Annotated in this window: 14 protein-coding genes; 8 read left to right on the forward strand and 6 right to left on the reverse strand. The window is 70.2% G+C overall.

All coding sequences use genetic code 11. The annotated features are described in order from the left end of the window. Positions 1-957: 957 nt before the first annotated feature. Positions 958-1,167, reverse strand: coding sequence for a hypothetical protein (locus tag OXS49_RS29160; protein ID WP_243998261.1), 210 nt, complete (start codon positions 1,165-1,167; stop codon positions 958-960). Positions 1,168-1,583: 416 nt separating this feature from the next. Between OXS49_RS29160 and OXS49_RS29165 the strand changes: the two genes are divergently transcribed. From OXS49_RS29165 to OXS49_RS29175, 3 genes are all read left to right on the forward strand, one after another. Further along, a complete protein-coding gene (locus tag OXS49_RS29165; protein ID WP_267428157.1) occupies positions 1,584-2,669 on the forward strand; it encodes an efflux RND transporter periplasmic adaptor subunit in 1,086 nt (361 codons plus the stop codon). Continuing rightward, positions 2,666-5,770, forward strand: a complete 3,105-nt coding sequence (locus OXS49_RS29170) for an efflux RND transporter permease subunit (RefSeq protein WP_243998257.1) — start codon at positions 2,666-2,668, stop codon at positions 5,768-5,770. The genes OXS49_RS29165 and OXS49_RS29170 overlap by 4 nt, the downstream gene beginning before the upstream one ends. 74 nt (positions 5,771-5,844) lie before the next feature. Next, positions 5,845-6,393, forward strand: a complete 549-nt coding sequence (locus tag OXS49_RS29175) for a TetR family transcriptional regulator (protein ID WP_267428158.1) — start codon at positions 5,845-5,847, stop codon at positions 6,391-6,393. Positions 6,394-6,612: 219 nt separating this feature from the next. On the opposite strand, the gene OXS49_RS29180 is transcribed toward OXS49_RS29175, so the two are convergent. Together OXS49_RS29180 and OXS49_RS29185 are read right to left on the reverse strand one after the other, a co-directional pair. After that, a complete protein-coding gene (locus tag OXS49_RS29180) occupies positions 6,613-6,780 on the reverse strand; it encodes a hypothetical protein (RefSeq protein WP_267428159.1) in 168 nt (55 codons plus the stop codon). 159 nt (positions 6,781-6,939) lie between these two features. Next, entirely contained in the window at positions 6,940-7,728 is a 789-nt protein-coding gene (locus OXS49_RS29185) for an SDR family oxidoreductase (protein WP_267428160.1), read from the reverse strand. A 526-nt stretch (positions 7,729-8,254) separates the two neighbouring features. Between OXS49_RS29185 and OXS49_RS29190 the strand changes: the two genes are divergently transcribed. The 4 genes from OXS49_RS29190 (at position 8,255) to OXS49_RS29205 (ending at position 12,242) form a co-directional block, all read left to right on the forward strand. After that, the gene (locus OXS49_RS29190) at positions 8,255-9,313 is read left to right on the forward strand and encodes an alpha/beta hydrolase (protein WP_267428161.1); all 1,059 of its coding nucleotides are present in this window, start codon (positions 8,255-8,257) and stop codon (positions 9,311-9,313) included. A gap of 157 nt (positions 9,314-9,470) precedes the next feature. Further along, positions 9,471-9,686, forward strand: a complete 216-nt coding sequence (locus OXS49_RS29195; RefSeq protein WP_243927402.1) for a ferredoxin — start codon at positions 9,471-9,473, stop codon at positions 9,684-9,686. After that, positions 9,686-11,008 carry an FAD-dependent oxidoreductase gene (locus tag OXS49_RS29200; RefSeq protein ID WP_267428162.1) on the forward strand — a complete coding sequence of 441 codons (1,323 nt, stop codon included), beginning with the start codon at positions 9,686-9,688 and terminating at the stop codon, positions 11,006-11,008. Before OXS49_RS29195 ends, OXS49_RS29200 begins: the two co-directional genes overlap by 1 nt. Then, positions 11,001-12,242, forward strand: coding sequence for a cytochrome P450 (locus OXS49_RS29205; protein ID WP_267428163.1), 1,242 nt, complete (start codon positions 11,001-11,003; stop codon positions 12,240-12,242). Before OXS49_RS29200 ends, OXS49_RS29205 begins: the two co-directional genes overlap by 8 nt. Before the next feature lie 96 nt (positions 12,243-12,338). Here OXS49_RS29205 and OXS49_RS29210 read toward each other — a convergent pair whose 3' ends face one another. From OXS49_RS29210 to OXS49_RS29220, 3 genes are read right to left on the reverse strand one after another with little or no spacing between them, the layout of a single operon-like run. Beyond that, entirely contained in the window at positions 12,339-13,004 is a 666-nt protein-coding gene (locus OXS49_RS29210; RefSeq protein ID WP_267428164.1) for a dihydrofolate reductase family protein, read from the reverse strand. After that, complete coding sequence (locus OXS49_RS29215) at positions 12,997-13,497, reverse strand: VOC family protein (protein WP_243998246.1); 501 nt, start codon at positions 13,495-13,497, stop codon at positions 12,997-12,999. The genes OXS49_RS29210 and OXS49_RS29215 overlap by 8 nt, the downstream gene beginning before the upstream one ends. Positions 13,498-13,510: 13 nt before the next feature. Continuing rightward, positions 13,511-14,302, reverse strand: coding sequence for a VOC family protein (locus OXS49_RS29220; RefSeq protein ID WP_267428165.1), 792 nt, complete (start codon positions 14,300-14,302; stop codon positions 13,511-13,513). Between the two features lie 99 nt (positions 14,303-14,401). Between OXS49_RS29220 and OXS49_RS29225 the strand changes: the two genes are divergently transcribed. Continuing rightward, positions 14,402-15,059, forward strand: a 658-nt coding sequence (locus OXS49_RS29225) for a helix-turn-helix domain-containing protein (protein ID WP_267428166.1), incomplete at its 3' end; no start/stop codon positions are given.

Here is a 15,059-nt window from a genome sequence, read left to right on the forward strand (position 1 = left end):
ACCTAACCGCGGGAAGCTCAATCGGCTCGCCGCGCCATCCGGGGCAATCCGCCCCATCAGTCTCATCTTCGTTGAGTGTGACGGTTCCGACGCGATTGACGTACTCTTCGAGCGTCATGCCCTCATCATCTACGACCCGCCGAATGCGGTTATAAGCGTGCCGCATCGGGCGGCCCGGCTGCGACATCTAGTAGCAGTCTTCTTCGGCAATGATCCGAGTTCCGTCGTCTAGTGCGTGTTCGCCCGGCAGGTAAGCATAATCTAGAGTTGAAGTAGGGCGGCGCTCAGAATTGGCATTCTGCCGCGCTCGGACTTCCTCAACCCACCTTCCCATTGGATAAGGTGGTGTGCCGCTCGCTCGCGCGCAACTTTGGGATCAGATGTCCTAAGCGAGAACTCGCGGTCCTTGCCCGGGACATCCATCGGGAACTGATAGCGGAAGTACAGCATCCGTGTGCCGGGCTTCGACCGTATGTAGTCGATTGGTCTGCGCTTACCTTCGCCATGATTCAGAGCTCCTCAAGGAGAGCCATCAGGGAAGCGAGTTTAGGGATAGCTGGAGGGATAGTCTTGACCGTTGTGAATACAGACAAATTGCCGTTATCGGATGTTTGGGTTGCCCTCTCGCAGGACGCGCCGCTTTCGCGCAGATGTGCGGACACTGCGCACAGTCGTGTCGGCCAAGGCGGTTTCCCGGCTTCCCTCTGCGCCGACGATGCGGATGACATCCGCTCCGACCTCGACCCGATCGACAATCGCCCGAAGCCTTGCCGTCAGGAGCGGGATCTGACCGCTCCTGACGTGGTCGCACGGACGGTGGCCGAGCCACTCGATCGTGTCTGGGCCAATGGGGTCCACCTGCGCGGTGACAGCGCTCGAAGACCCGCCGCATCCGCAGGGACCCGGTATTCAAGGCCCGCTGTCAGATTTCGGACCCGACCGACCACACGGGTCGGTTTATCGTAGGGTCGGTGACTCGCCTGGTTTCAGATGGCGGTCGTCGCCGGCGGGGCCGCCGAGCGAGACATGGTTGTTCAGGCGGTCCAAATGCTCGAAGACGTGCTCGAAGGCGTCGGTGACGGCCCGTTCGAAGGAGCCGTCGCCCTGGCCCTGCGCCGCCTTCAGCGCGCTGAGCAACGCATGATGCTTCTCGGTGTCGCTCGACATGGCGGCCTCCTCGCCCGACGGCAGGTCGGTTCGTCAGGGCAAGTTCCGGTTCCGGAGGCGGTTCCCGACCCGCGACCCAGGCGCCACCCGTCAGCCGGGACCATGCGTCGGACGCCCGCCCCGCACGCCGCCAGCCGAAGGCGCCCAAGCCATCCGTCCGCGATGCGCACGGTTGCGACCGCATCGCGGACGACCACAGCGGGCTGATCGCCCGGTTTCGCTCTGAAGCGCGCCGCCCGGCGTCCCGAATCCCCACGTCCGACCGCCGGAGAATGGCAGGGCCTGGCCGCTTCCGTCCTCCGGAAACCGCGCCTCCGTGCGGCGCCGCACAGCCGTCGGGGGGGATCGTTGACCGGACAGGCCCGGTCATATAGATGATGATCATAATATTTAGGCGCTGACCGAAGAGGCGAGCGATGTTCGCGAGATGGGTGCTCGGGCTTCCTGCATTGGCTCTCGCGGCCTGCTCGCCGGCCGAGACCGCCGTGCCGCCGGAGCCGCCGCTGGTGCAGACGGTCGCGGTCGCTCCGGCGACTGCCGGCGTCGCACGCTACACCGGCGTCATCCGGGCCCGCACCGAGAGCAATCTCGGCTTCCGGGTCGGCGGCAAGATCTTCGAGCGCCTCGTCGATCCGGGTGACCACGTGCGCCTGGGTCAGCCGCTGATGCGCCTCGACCGGACGGACTTCACCCTGGCGCTCAACGCGGCGCGGGCCTCCGTCGAGGCGGCTCGGGCACAGATGATCAAGGCCAAAGCCGACGAGGAGCGCAGCCGCAAGCTCGTGGGCGACGGCTGGACCTCGAAGCAGACCTACGACCAGAATAAGGCCGCGGCCGACGCCGCCATCGCCCAGTTCGCCAATGCCGAGGCGCAGGCGAGCCAGGTCGCCAACCAAGCCGGCTATTCCGAGCTCCAGGCCGATGCCGCCGGCGTCGTGATGGAGGTGCCGACCGAACCCGGCCAGGTGGTGGCCGCCGGCCAGACCGTGGTCAAGCTGGCCCGGGACGGCGCCCGCGAGGCCGAGGTGTTCCTGCCCGAGGCGAGCCGGCAACTCGCGAAGGGGGCAGCATCGGCGACGCTCTACGCCGAGGGCGAGACCACCTATCCGGCCCGGCTGCGCGAGTTGTCCGCCACCGCCGACCCGGCCACGCGCACCTACCGGGCCCGGTATATCCTGTCGGGCGGCGGCGAGACGGCGCCGCTCGGCGCGACCGTGACGCTCCGGCTCACGCCGGCGGAGGCCGGGCGCACGGCGTCGGTCGACGTGCCGCTCGGGGCCCTGTTCGACGTCGGGCACGGCACGGCGGTCTGGCGATACGATGCCGAGACGCAGACCGTCAGCGCCCAGCCGGTCTCCCTGGGCCGCATGTCCGAGGAGGGGGCCGAAATCGTCACCGGCCTTGCCCCCGGCGACCGGATCGTGGCGCTCGGCGCCCACCTGCTCAAGGCCGGCCAAGCGGTGCGGCAGGCTCCCTCCAGCCTGACGGGCGTCGTCCGATGAGCGGTTTCAACCTCTCCGCCCTGGCGGTCCGGGAGCGGGCCGTCACGCTCTTCCTGATCATCGCGGTGACCGCCGCCGGCTTCTTCGCCTTCCAGAAGCTCGGCCGCGCCGAGGATCCGGCCTTCACCGTCAAGACGATGGCGGTCTCCGCCGCGTGGCCCGGCGCGACCACCTCGGAGATCCAGCGGCAGGTCGCCGACCCGCTGGAGAAGCGCCTGCAGGAACTCGTCTACTACGACCGGGTCGAGACCACGGTCCGGCCCGGCATCATGCTGATGAAGGTCTACTTCAAGGACAGCATGCCGCCGGCCAAGCTCCAGGAGCAGTTCTACCAAGCCCGCAAGAAGCTCTCCGACCAGGCCTCCACCCTGCCCCGCGGCGTGCTCGGCCCGCTGTTCAACGACGAGTTCTCGGACGTCTACTTCGCGCTCTACGCGCTCCAGGCGCAAGGCCTGCCACACCGCCACCTCGTGCTGCGCGCCGAGGATCTGCGCCAGCGCCTGCTGCGCGTGGCCGGCGTCGAGAAGATCAACATCCTGGGCGAGCAGGCCCAGAAGATCTTCGTCGAGATCTCCTACCAGCGCCTCGCCACGCTCGGCATCACCGGGCAGCAGCTGCTGGCGGCCCTGGCCAACCAGAACGACGTGACCCCGGCCGGCTTCGTCGAGGCCGACGGCCCGCGGGTCTATCTGCGCCTCGACGGCGCCATCGACGGCCTCGACGCGATCCGCAACCTGCCGGTGGCGGCGGGCGAGCGCAGCCTCAAGCTCGGCGACATCGCCGACGTGAAGCGCGGCTACGAGGACCCGAAGGTGTTCGCGATCCGCAACGACGGCGAGCCGGCCCTGATGCTCGGCCTCGTGATGAAGCCGGGCTTCAACGGCCTGGCGCTGGGCGAAGCGCTCAACGCCGAGGAGGTGGCGATCCACCACGAACTGCCCACCGGCATCGCCTTCACCAAGATCACCGACCAGGCGAAGGTGATCGATGACGCCATCCACGAGTTCATGGTCAAGTTCTTCACCGCGCTCTCGGTGGTCATCGTCGTCAGCCTCGTGGCTCTGGGCTTCCGGGTCGGCATCGTGGTGGCGCTTGCGGTCCCGATCACGCTCGCGGCCGTGTTCGTGGTCATGATGGTCACCGGGCGCGACTTCGACCGGATCACGCTGGGCGCCCTGATCATCTCGCTCGGCCTGCTCGTGGACGATGCGATCATCGCCATCGAGATGATGGTGGTGCGCATGGAAGAGGGCGTCGACCGCGTCGAGGCGGCCACCCATGCCTGGAGCGCCACCGCGGCGCCGATGCTGACCGGCACCCTCGTCACCATCGCGGGCTTCCTGCCGGTCGGGTTCGCGGCCTCCACGGCGGGCGAATATGCCGGCAACATCTTCTGGGTGGTCGGCTTCTCGCTGATCATCTCGTGGATCGTGGCCGTGACCTTCACGCCCTACCTCGGAGTCAAGCTCCTGCCGAACATCAAGACGGTCGAGGGCGGTCACGCGGCGATCTACGCCACGAAGAACTACCAGCGCCTGCGCCGCGTGGTGCGCGCCTCGGTCGACCACAAGTGGCTGGCGGCCGGGATCACCGTGGCCCTGTTCGCGGCGGCGGTGGTCGGCATGGGCAAGGTCGAGAAGCAGTTCTTCCCGAACTCGGAGCGCCCCGAACTCATCGTCGAGGTGACGCTGCCGACCGGTTCGGCCTTCGCGGCGACCGAGGCGAGCGTCAGGAAGGTCGAGGCGGCCGTCCGGCAACTGCCGGAGGCGCGCGAGATCACGAGCTATATCGGCCAGGGCATGCCGCGCTTCGTGCTGTCCTTCGACCCGGAGCTGCCCGACCCCGCCTTCGCGCAGATCGTGGTCCAGACCCCCGACGCGGCTGCGCGCGACGCGCTCCGGATCAAGCTGCGCAAGCTCGTGAGCGATGGCCTCTTCCCCGAGGCGCGCGTGCGCGTGCTGCAGATCGTGTTCGGGCCGCCGATCCGCTTCCCCGTCGCCTTCCGGGTGGTGGGACCCGACCCCGCGGTGATCCACGGCCTGGCCGAGCGGGTCCGCGACGTCATGATGGCCAACCCCAACATGCGCCTCGTCCACCTCGACTGGGGCGACAAGACGCCGTCCCTGCACCTCGCCCTCGACCAGGAGCGGCTGCGCCTGATCGGCCTGACGCCCAAGGAGGCCGGCCAGCAATTGCAGAGTTACCTCAACGGCACGCCGGCGACGCAGGTCCGCGAGAACCTGCGCACCGTCGACGTGCTGCTGCGCAGCCCCGGCCCCGAGCGCCGCTCGCTGGGCGATATCGGCGACCTCACCCTGACCACGCATGACGGGCGGCAGGTCCCGGTCTCGCAGGTCGCCCACCTGGAGAGCCGCACCGAGGACGCCGTGCTCAAGCGCTACAACCGCGAGACCTATATCCGCGTCCAGGGGGACGTGCGCGACGGCAAGCAGCCGCCGGACGTCCACGCGCAGATCGTCCCTGAGCTCGACGCCATCAAGGCGACGCTGCCGCCCGGCTACCGGATCGATACGGCCGGCGCGGTGGAGGAGAGCGCCAAGGCGATGAACGCGCTCGTGGCAGTCTTCCCGCTGATGCTGATCGTGACGCTGACGGTGATCATGCTGCAGGTCCGCTCGTTCACCACCATGTTCATGGTGTTCGCGACCGCGCCGCTGGGCCTCGTCGGCGCGGTCCCGACGCTGCTCGTCTTCCACCAGCCGTTCGGCTTCAACGCGATCCTCGGGCTGATCGCGCTGTCGGGCATCCTGATGCGCAACACGCTGATCCTCGTGGACCAGATCCACCACGACCGCGCGGCGGGGCTGTCGGACTACGAGGCCATCGTCGAGTCGACGGTGCGCCGGGCCCGTCCGGTGATCCTGACGGCGGCCGCCGCGATGCTGGCCTTCATCCCGCTCACCCACTCGGTGTTCTGGGGCGCGCTGGCCTATGTGCTGATCGGCGGCGTCGGCGTGGGGACGCTCCTGACGCTGCTGTTCCTGCCCGCCCTCTACGCCCTGTGGTTCCGGGTGGGACGGGCGCCGCGCCCGGGGGCGGTCCCCGCCGCAGCGGGAGCGCCAGCTGGCCTTGCCCACTGACGGCGCGGTCCGCGCGGCCTCCTGTTAAATGACGCCGCGCATCTATATATCAGGTCATCTCGAAGGATCAGGCGATGCCCCGCGTCTCCCAGGAACAGGCCAGACTGAACCGGCAGCGGGTGGTCGAGGTGGCGGCGGCCCTGTTCCGCGAACGCGGATTGCACGGGGTCGGCGTCGCCGACATCATGGCCGCCGCCGGCCTGACCCATGGCGGGTTCTACGGCCAGTTCGCCAACAAGGAGGCCCTGGCGGCCGAGGCGTTCGACACTGCGCGGGCGGGCTCGAAGGAGCGCCTCGGAGGTCTGGATGACCTCCTCGCGAACTACCTGTCCCTCGGGCACGTCCAGACGCCCGGCAAAGGCTGTCCGCTCGCGGCCCTGGCGAACGACGTCGCACGGGAGCCGATCGGCAGCCCCGTCCGGGCCCGGTTCACCGACGGCGTCCGGGACTTGGCGGCCGCCCTGGCGGGCCTGACGCCCCGGGCCGCCAAGGAGCGGCACACGCAGCAGACCCTGGCGACCCTGGCGACACTGGTCGGGGCCGTCGTCCTGGCGCGTGCCGTCGACGACGAGGCGCTGGCGAAGGCGTTGCTCGAAGCGGCCACCGCGTCGGCAGCACAGTGACGGGGCGGCGGGCCCCGCCTGTCCGCCCGCGGTAGGCCTACCCTCAGCAGATTTGCGTTGGCAAGCCAACGCTTCATCCGCTTAGCTCTTTGTGATAGCGCAGGTTTTTGTCGCAAAACCGGTGACCACTTTTGCGAAACCTGCTTAGCGCACCGAGCAACGCCGGCGGCGTTGTCGTCGCGGCGACCGAGGGCCGTGCGGGAGGCCCGGCCCAGCCCATTACGCGGTCGATGCCGGGCAGGGCGACCAGCGGCGGAGGGGGCAGATCGCCCCGCAGAAGGCGAGGCCATCGCGGCGCCGACCGACCACCGCCACGACGGCGGGATCGGATCGTTCCACGACGCGGCGACGCATCGGCTCAGGGGTGAGGTCGGTGTCGAGGGGCATCGGCATCGGGTCCGTTCGGCGGCCCCACCCTGCGCATCCGATGACGGCCCGCCCGCCGGTCCACCAGATGGGATCGACGGGCGGGCCGGGGGCCGGATAAGCAGATTCTGAAACGTGGCGCGACCTGGATGACGCGACCTGGATGGTCCCGATTCCGCCTCAGGGCGAGGCGCGATAACGCTCCGCGGCGTGGGACTGCGCGAAGTTCGGGACCATCGCGATCCGCGCAGCCTCGAACGCTTGCCATTGGCCGGCATCGGGCAGGGGTGGGATCGTCACTTCCTCGCGGCGGTCGAAGCCTTGGAGCGCCGCATCGACGAGCTCGCCGACCTCCATCACGCCTTGAAGCGTGTTCACGTCCCGCCCGGAGCGCTCCCAGATCTCGGTCCGGGTCGCCGCCGGCAGGACGGCCTGAACATAGACACCCTTCGGACCAAGCTCGCGTTGCAGGCCCTGGCTCAGGAACAGCATGTAGGATTTGGTCGCCCCGTACACGGCCATGCCGAACTCGGGGGCGAGGCCGACGACGGAACCGATATTCACGATCACCCCCGACCCCGCCTGCGCGAAGCGCGGCGCGACGGCACTGGCGAGGCGGGTCGGCGCGGTGACGTTGAGCGCGATGAGCGCTGCCGCCGCCGCAGGATCCTGATCGAGGAAGCCCCCGTGCCCGGCCGCGCCGGCATTGTTCACCAGCACGCCGATCCGCGCGTCGTCCCGGAGCCGCGCCTCGATCCGCACGAGGTCGGCCTCGGCCGTGAGATCGGCGGGGAGCAGGTCGACGGCGACGCCCGTCTCGGACCGGAGCCGTTCGGCCAGCGTCGCGAGACGCGCGGCGTCCCGGGCGACCAGGACGAGGTCGTGGCCGCGGCGGGCAAACCGGTCGGCATAGGTGGCACCGATGCCGGAGGACGCACCGGTGATCAGGACGGCTGACGTGTCACGCATGGTCGAAGATCCCGCTTGTGATACATGACGATCATCATGTCTTATTAAAATGATGATCGTCATGTATACGGTCAAGGTCGCTCGTGGCTCCGGTTGGTGAGGTTGCGCACACCACGGCTCGCTGAGCGCGGACGTGCGCCGATCTGGAGGCGATCCCTGGGGGCGCCTGCTCGCCGCGATCGACCCGACCGGGCGGTGCGCGATCGCGGTGCGATCTGGCACGAGCGGACCCGTTCGTCCCGCGGCTGCGAGCGACGCGCTTCGAGGACAGCGGCGTTCGTCAAACGTCGGGCGGTGCTGTTGACGCCTCGCAGACGGCCGGTCGCGTCGTCGTCGCGTCGATCGATTGTTTCAAGCCGTGGAAGGATGAATTCCGAACCCGCCGGGTTCTGATCGCCGGCGAAGTGATGCACCCTGGCGCCGCCGTCGGTTCTGCGCTTCCGGGCCGCGGCTTGGTCGTTCCGCCTCGCCTGCCGGCGCGACGGCCGAGCCTGACGTTCCCGGTTCCGCAGGGATGAGACGCGCCATGATGCGACACGCGCACGGATCCGACGCGCCCGCGCCCCGCCTTGCCCAGGCGACGCACCTTGCCCAGGCGACGCACCTTGCCCAGGCGACGCACCTTGCCCAGGCGACGCGGCGGCATGTGCTCGCTGGCGGTATCCTGACGGCGGGATTGGGTGCGGCGGGCGCCGCCGAGACCCGGCGCCGGCCCTCGGCCGCCGATGAGGTCCGCCACGGCATGATCCGGGCCGACGGCGTGAACGTCTTCTACCGCGAGGCCGGCCGCCTGGACGCCCCCGCGTTCCTGCTGCTGCATGGCTTCGCCAATTCCTCCTTCTACTTCCGCCACCTCATGCCGAAGCTCGCCGACCGGTTTCGGCTGATCGCGCCCGATCTGCCGTCCTTCGGTTTCACGGAGGTGCCGGACGAACGCGCCTACATCTACGACTTCGCATCGCTGTCGCGCACGATCGAAGCCTTCGTCGATGCGCTCGGCCTCGACCGCTACATCCTCTACACCTTCGACTACGGAGCGCCGGTCGGCTGGGATCTCGCCCTCGCCCATCCCGACCGCGTTGCCGGCATCGTATCCCAGAACGGCAACGCCTATCTGGACGGGCTTGGCGAAGCGGCCTGGGCGCCGCTGCGGGCCTATTGGGCCAATCCGAACGAAGCTGCGAACGCGGCGGTGAACGCGGCGATCCGCGCCCGCATGACCTTCGACGGCGTCAAGGCTGCCTATACCCACGGCGTGCCCGATCCGTCCCGCATCGAACCCGAGGCCTACACGCTCGACGCCGCCATCCTGGCGCGGCCGGGCAATGCGGACCGTCAGGTCGCGCTCAAGCTCGACTACACGCGCAATCTCGCGCGTTACCCGCTGATCCAGGCCTATTTCCGTGCGCGACGCCCGAAGCTCCTCGCCATCTGGGGCCGCAACGACCCGTTCTTCATCCCGCCGGGAGCCGAGGCCTTCCGACGCGACATTCCGGAAGCGCGCGTCACGTTCCTCGATGCGGGGCATTTCGCACTCGAAACGAACGGCGATGTCATCGCGGAGGCGATCCGGTGCTTCTTCTGAGGTGCCCGGACCCTCCCCGCGCGATCCGCCGCGCCACGTCGGCTGCGCCAATGCCTTCCGCGACGGCCGGACTCGGTTACCCCCACGCCCGCGAGGCGCTACACTCTGGCCGTCTTGAGCGCCTGAATACAGCCGCACATCTCTACGGAGGGCGTGAATGCGTGTCGTCGTCGATCTCAACCGGTGCCAGGGCTACGCCCAATGCTGCTACGCCGCCCCGGAATATTTCGAGGTGCGCGGTCACGAGATTCTGTTCTACGATCCGGCGCCGCCGGAGGCGAAGCGGTCGCAGATCGAGCGGGCGCAGCAGGCCTGCCCGGTCCGGGCGATCGCGGTCGAGCCCGCCGGGCTCGCCGAGGATGACGAACCGTGATGGACGGGCAGCGACCGGGCATCGTCGTGGTGGGCGCCTCCCTGGCCGGGCTGCGCGGGGCCGAGGCGCTGCGGGACGGCGGCTATGACGGGCCCCTGACCCTGGTCGGTGACGAGCCGCACCAGCCCTACGACCGGCCGCCCCTGTCCAAGCACGTCCTCGCGGGCGAACTTCCCCCCGAGGCGACCGCGCTTCCGCGGCTGACCCGTCTGCGGGCGCAGTGGCGGCTCGGCCAGCCGGCGATCGCCCTCGATCGGGAGCGCCGGGTGCTGCGCCTCGCCGACGGCGCGGCGCAGCCTTACGAAAAACTCCTGATCGCCACCGGCGCCCGGGCGCGGCCATGGCCCGGAGCGGGCGCCGGACTCGCGGGAATTTTCACGATCCGGACCCTGGAGGATGCCCGCGCCCTGCGGAGCGCGCTCGCGCGTCGGCCGAGCCGGGTCCTGATCGTCGGCGCCGGCCTGATCGGCTGCGAGGCGGCCTCCTGCTGCCGCGACCTCGGCCTGGCGGTGACCCTCGTCGATCCCAACCCGACGCCGCTCGCCCGTCTGCTCGGCACCGTGATCGGGGCGACGCTGGCCGAACGGATGCGGGCGTCCGGTGTGGATCTCCGCCCGAACACCAAGGTGGAGGCCCTCTCGGGCGAGGCGGGACAGGTGCGGCACGCCCACCTGCCGGGCGGCGCGGTCATCGCGGCGGATCTCGTCATCGTCGCCCTCGGCGCGACGCGGGATACGGTCTGGCTCGCCGCGGCCGGCCTCGTCGCCGATGCGGGCGGCCTGACCTGCGATGCGGCCTGCCGCGCCATGGCCACGGCGGGGGTGCCCGATCCCGACATCTACGCCGCCGGCGATGTGGCGCGCTGGCCGAACCCGCTCACCGGCGGTCGCCTGGGCAGCATCGAGCACTGGGGCAACGCGGTGGATCAGGCCCGCCATGCGGCGGCGAACATGTGCGCTCCGGCGGGGGCCCAAGTCCCCTACGCGCACCTGCCGTCCTTCTGGTCGAGCCAGTTCGGCCTCAACATCAAGCTCGCCGGCCTGACCGCGGAGGCGGATGCCCTGGCGGTCGTCCAGGGATCGCGGGCCTCGGGCCGGTTCCTCGCCGTCTACGGCCGGGCCGGGCGCACGGTCGCGGCCCTCTCCTTCGATCAGGCGCGCTGGCTGCCCGCCTATGCCGACGCCGTGGCCGCCGGGGCGGCCTTCCCGCCCATCCTCGGCGCCACCGATCAGCCGCAGATCGAGGCGCGGGAGCCCGGCTTCGCCGGCCCGCGGCGATCCGCCGACCGAGCCGCGGCGACCCCGGAGACGGCCCATGCCTGACGAGACGCTGTTCGCGCAGGTCCTCGATCCGAGGAACCGGGCGAACCCCTACCCCCTCTACGCACGCCTGCGCGAGACGCCCGTGTCGCGGCAGGCGGACGGGAGCTACGTCGTCAGCACCCATGCCGCGCTCCGGAGCCTGATCTTCGATCCCCGGCTGAGCTCGGAGGACCTGCCGCCCTCGCGGCGGCCCAGAACGGGCAACCCCCTGAAGGACTGGATCCTCAACCCGATCCGGAACCGGGTGGTCAACGCACACCGTCCGCTGATCTTCCGCGATCCGCCCGACCACGACACCCTGCGCGGGTTCGTGATGAAGGAATTCACCATCGCCCGGGTGCGGGACTCCCACGCCAAGGTCGCGGCGCTGGTCGATGCCCTGATCGACAAGTGCCGGGGCCGCGACACGGTGTGCCTCGTGGACGACCTGTCCTATCCGCTGCCGGTGGCGGTCATCTGCGAGCTTCTGGGCGTGCCCGAGGCCGACGAGGCGCAGTTCCACGCCTGGGCGATCCGCCTCGCGACGGCGCTGGAGCCGGACGCCCGCCACGACGAGGCGGGGCGGCGGGAGATCACCGCGACCTTCGACGCGATCTCCGGCTACATGCGCCGGCTGATCCGCGCGAAGCGCCGCCATCCGGCCGACGACATGCTGAGCGGCCTCGCCGCCCGCGGCAACCGGAAGAACCCGGCCATGGGCGATATCGACCTGATCTCCACGGCGATCCTGCTCCTTGTCGCGGGCCATGAGACGACGGTGAACCTCATCACCAACGGCATGCTCACCCTGCTCCGGCATCCGGAGGAGCTCGAGAAGCTGAAGGCCGACCCCGAGCGGGCGCCCCGCGTGATCGAGGAGATGCTGCGCTACGAGCCCCCCGTCCATTTCCGCACCCGCAAGGCGCTCGGCGCCATCGAGGTCGCGGGCACGACGATCCCGGCCGGATCGACGGTGGTCCTGCTCTTCGCCGCCGGAAACCGCGACCCGGCGCGGTTCGCGCATCCCGACCGGTTCGATCCGGACCGGCCGGACAACCAGCATTTCGGGTTCGGCGGGGGCCTCCATTACTGCGTGGGGGCGCCGCTCGCGCGGATCGAGGCCGAGATCGCCCTCGTCGCGCTCTGTCGGCGCCTCGTCGCGCCGCGGCTCCTCGACGACCCGCCGCCGTACCGGCCAGGCGCGTCCCTCCGCGGCCCCGAGAACCTCGCGATCGCCATAGCGGGCATCGCCTGATCCGCCTGGCGGTCGGAACGACGGCCCTCGCAGGGCGGGTACGCCGGAACCTGGCGGCGGAACGCCGGGCCGGATGTCGCCTCGGGTGCCGATTGTCTACCCGTCGCCGGCCGCTTGGCGCTGGCGGAGCGCGCGCTCGTCCGGGCTCGGCGGCTTCGTGGCGAAGCTGCCGGTCTGGACCGCGCCGTCCCGCGCGAAGGTCGCGACGTGGACGCCCTTCGACGCGTGCGCCTGCTCGACCAGCGTCCAGGTTCGGGCGGCCGACGGATCGTCCGCGTACCAGCGCTTGCCACGGCCGAGCATCACCGGGAACGTGATCAGGACGATCCGGTCGACGAGACCCGCCGGGAGCAGCGCCCGATAGAGCGTGCTGCTCCCCTGGATGAGGAGGTCGGAGCCATCGCTCTCCTTGAGGCGGGTGACCGCCGCGACGGGGTTCCCGACGAGACGCTGGCTGTTGGCCCAGCCGAGCGCCCGGTCGGACGACGTCACGACATGCTTGCGCACGGCATTGAAGGTCGCCCCGATCGGCTGATCGCCGTTATGCGGCCAGTAGGCTGCGAAGATCTCGTAGGTGCGCCGGCCGAGCAGCAATTCGTACGTGCCCCCGAGCAGCTTGCCCATCGGTCCGGCGAGCGAGGCGTCGAAATACGGGACCGTCCAGCCGCCCTGCGTGAATCCGGTCTGATCCTCTTCCGGACCACCCGGTGCCTGGATCACGCCGTCGAGCGACTGGAAGAGGGAGCCGGTGATCTTACGCATCGGCGGATTCCCCCCGGACGGCAGCCTCGATCCGCGCGATGTCGATCCTGCGCATGGTCATCATCGCCGCGAACGCGCGCCGGGCCGCGGCCCTGTCGGGATGACTGTTGGCGCGCAGCAGCGCGCGCGGCGTGATCTGCCAGGAGAAGCCCCAGCGGTCGGTGCACCAGCCGCACTGGCTCTCCGCCCCGCCGCCGCCCACGAGGGCGTCCCAGTAGCGGTCGGTCTCCGCCTGATCCTCCGTCAGCACCATGAAGCTGACCGCCTGATTGGCCTTGAAGGCGGGGCCGCCGTTCAGGCCGACGAACGGCCGGCCGAGGACGGTGAACGCGACCGTCAACTCCGCGCCCGCGGATCCGCCGGGGAAATCCGACGGGGCGCTCATGGGCGCGCCGACATGGCTGTCCGGGAAGGTGGCGGCATAGAAGTCCGCGGCCCTGCGGGCCTCGCCGTGGTCGAACCACAGGCAGGTCGTCAGTTTGTCGCCTGTCATCACCGATCTCCCGTCACGCCGCCTGACGCGGACCGGCGAGGCCGATCCGGTTGCCCGCCGGATCGGCGATGTTGGCCGAGTAGCTGCCGCCGGGGATGGGATCGGGGCCCTGCAGCACCGTGCCGCCGCGGGCCCGGACCGTCGCGACCGCGGCGTCGATGTCGGCCACGTGGACGTACCAGTTCCACCGCGCCGGCGCGCCGGTGGCCGCGCTCGACATCACCGCGCCGGGTCGAAGATCGCCCCGGCCGATGAAGGTGTACGCGCCCATCGCGCCCATCGGCATGGCCCCGAGCTCCTCCCAGCCGAACAGCGTTCCGTAGAACGCCAGGGCCGCCTCCGGATCCGGCGTCGCCAGCTCGATCCACACACCCTGCCCCAGGGTCCGCTCCGTCCCGAGCGGGACGGGTCCGAAGGCGCGGCTCTCGCCGGGTCGCGCCGCGTTCATCACGGCGAAGACCACGCCCTGCGGATCGCACACCATCGCGAAGCGACCGCCATGGGGGATGTCGATCGGTCCGAACAGGATCCGGCCGTCGAGCTCGACGACGCGGGAAGCCAGGGCATCGACGTCGCGGGTCGCGAGGTAGACCGCCCAGCCGGAAAGGCCGGGCGCCTCGGGCATCGACCGCCGGATCCCGGCCACGGGCGTCCCGTCGGCGTGTGCGATCCGGTAGCCGCCATGCTCGGGCATCGGAGACGGCAGGACCTGCCAGCCGGCAACCGCCGCGTAGAAAGCCTGCGCGGCGTCCTGGTCGCTGGCGTTCAGCTCGAACCAGATGGGCGTCCCCTCGGCAGGTGGCATCGGGCGCTCCTCCGTGACACTCGGCGCGTCGGCCGCTTCGCGGCACGCCGCCCGGCCCCGTTTTGCTCAGGCTGCCAGGAGCGGTTATAGAAAGCAACCATGCAGTCAGAAAAAATAACTACCGCGGAATCCAGGCCGCGCGGGCGTCGTTACGACGATGCCTGCGGTACCGCGCTGGCCCTGGAGTTCATCGGCGAGCGCTGGTCGCTGCTGATCATGCGCGAGCTGGTCTTCGGCCCCCGGCGCTTCGGCGAGATCCGGATGAACCTCCCGGGCATCAGTGCCAACGTCCTGACGCAGCGTCTGGACAGCCTGGAGGCCGTGGGCATCGTCCGACATTACCGCCTGCCGTCCCCGGCCAACGTGCAGGTCTACGATCTGACCGCGTGGGGCCACGAGGCCGCACCGCTGATGCGCGCCATGGGCCGCTGGGCCGCGCGCTCGCCCCGGCATGATCCGAGCCTGTTCATGTCGGCCGCCTCCGCGATGATGTCGCTCCAGGCCCTGGTCGAGCGCGCGTCGGCCGTGGCGTTGCCGGTGTCGGTCGCCTTCCACTTTCCCGGCGAGGACTTCGTCGCGGCTGTGCGCGATGGCGAGATCCACGTGAGCCGCGGCGTCGTGGAGGCGCCCGACCTTGCCTTCACGGGTGATACGATGGCACTGCGCCGCACGATCTACGGCAAGGCGCCCCTGGACCGGGACGGCGCGGGCGGCACGCTCGCCTTCGCGGGGGATGCCGCACTGGCGCAATCCTTCA

Source organism: Methylobacterium sp. GC_Met_2 (assembly GCF_026540795.1).
Lineage (GTDB): Bacteria > Pseudomonadota > Alphaproteobacteria > Rhizobiales > Beijerinckiaceae > Methylobacterium.

Bases quoted from the DNA above. Each gene is read 5' to 3' on its own strand.
- OXS49_RS29160 (WP_243998261.1), bottom strand. From the start codon at position 1,167: ATGTCGAGCGACACCGAGAAGCATCATGCGTTGCTCAGCGCGCTGAAG.
- OXS49_RS29165 (WP_267428157.1), top strand. From the start codon at position 1,584: ATGTTCGCGAGATGGGTGCTCGGGCTTCCTGCATTGGCTCTCGCGGCC.
- OXS49_RS29170 (WP_243998257.1), top strand. From the start codon at position 2,666: ATGAGCGGTTTCAACCTCTCCGCCCTGGCGGTCCGGGAGCGGGCCGTC.
- OXS49_RS29175 (WP_267428158.1), top strand. From the start codon at position 5,845: ATGCCCCGCGTCTCCCAGGAACAGGCCAGACTGAACCGGCAGCGGGTG.
- OXS49_RS29180 (WP_267428159.1), bottom strand. From the start codon at position 6,780: ATGCCCCTCGACACCGACCTCACCCCTGAGCCGATGCGTCGCCGCGTC.
- OXS49_RS29185 (WP_267428160.1), bottom strand. From the start codon at position 7,728: ATGCGTGACACGTCAGCCGTCCTGATCACCGGTGCGTCCTCCGGCATC.
- OXS49_RS29190 (WP_267428161.1), top strand. From the start codon at position 8,255: ATGATGCGACACGCGCACGGATCCGACGCGCCCGCGCCCCGCCTTGCC.
- OXS49_RS29195 (WP_243927402.1), top strand. From the start codon at position 9,471: ATGCGTGTCGTCGTCGATCTCAACCGGTGCCAGGGCTACGCCCAATGC.
- OXS49_RS29200 (WP_267428162.1), top strand. From the start codon at position 9,686: ATGGACGGGCAGCGACCGGGCATCGTCGTGGTGGGCGCCTCCCTGGCC.
- OXS49_RS29205 (WP_267428163.1), top strand. From the start codon at position 11,001: ATGCCTGACGAGACGCTGTTCGCGCAGGTCCTCGATCCGAGGAACCGG.
- OXS49_RS29210 (WP_267428164.1), bottom strand. From the start codon at position 13,004: ATGCGTAAGATCACCGGCTCCCTCTTCCAGTCGCTCGACGGCGTGATC.
- OXS49_RS29215 (WP_243998246.1), bottom strand. From the start codon at position 13,497: ATGACAGGCGACAAACTGACGACCTGCCTGTGGTTCGACCACGGCGAG.
- OXS49_RS29220 (WP_267428165.1), bottom strand. From the start codon at position 14,302: ATGCCACCTGCCGAGGGGACGCCCATCTGGTTCGAGCTGAACGCCAGC.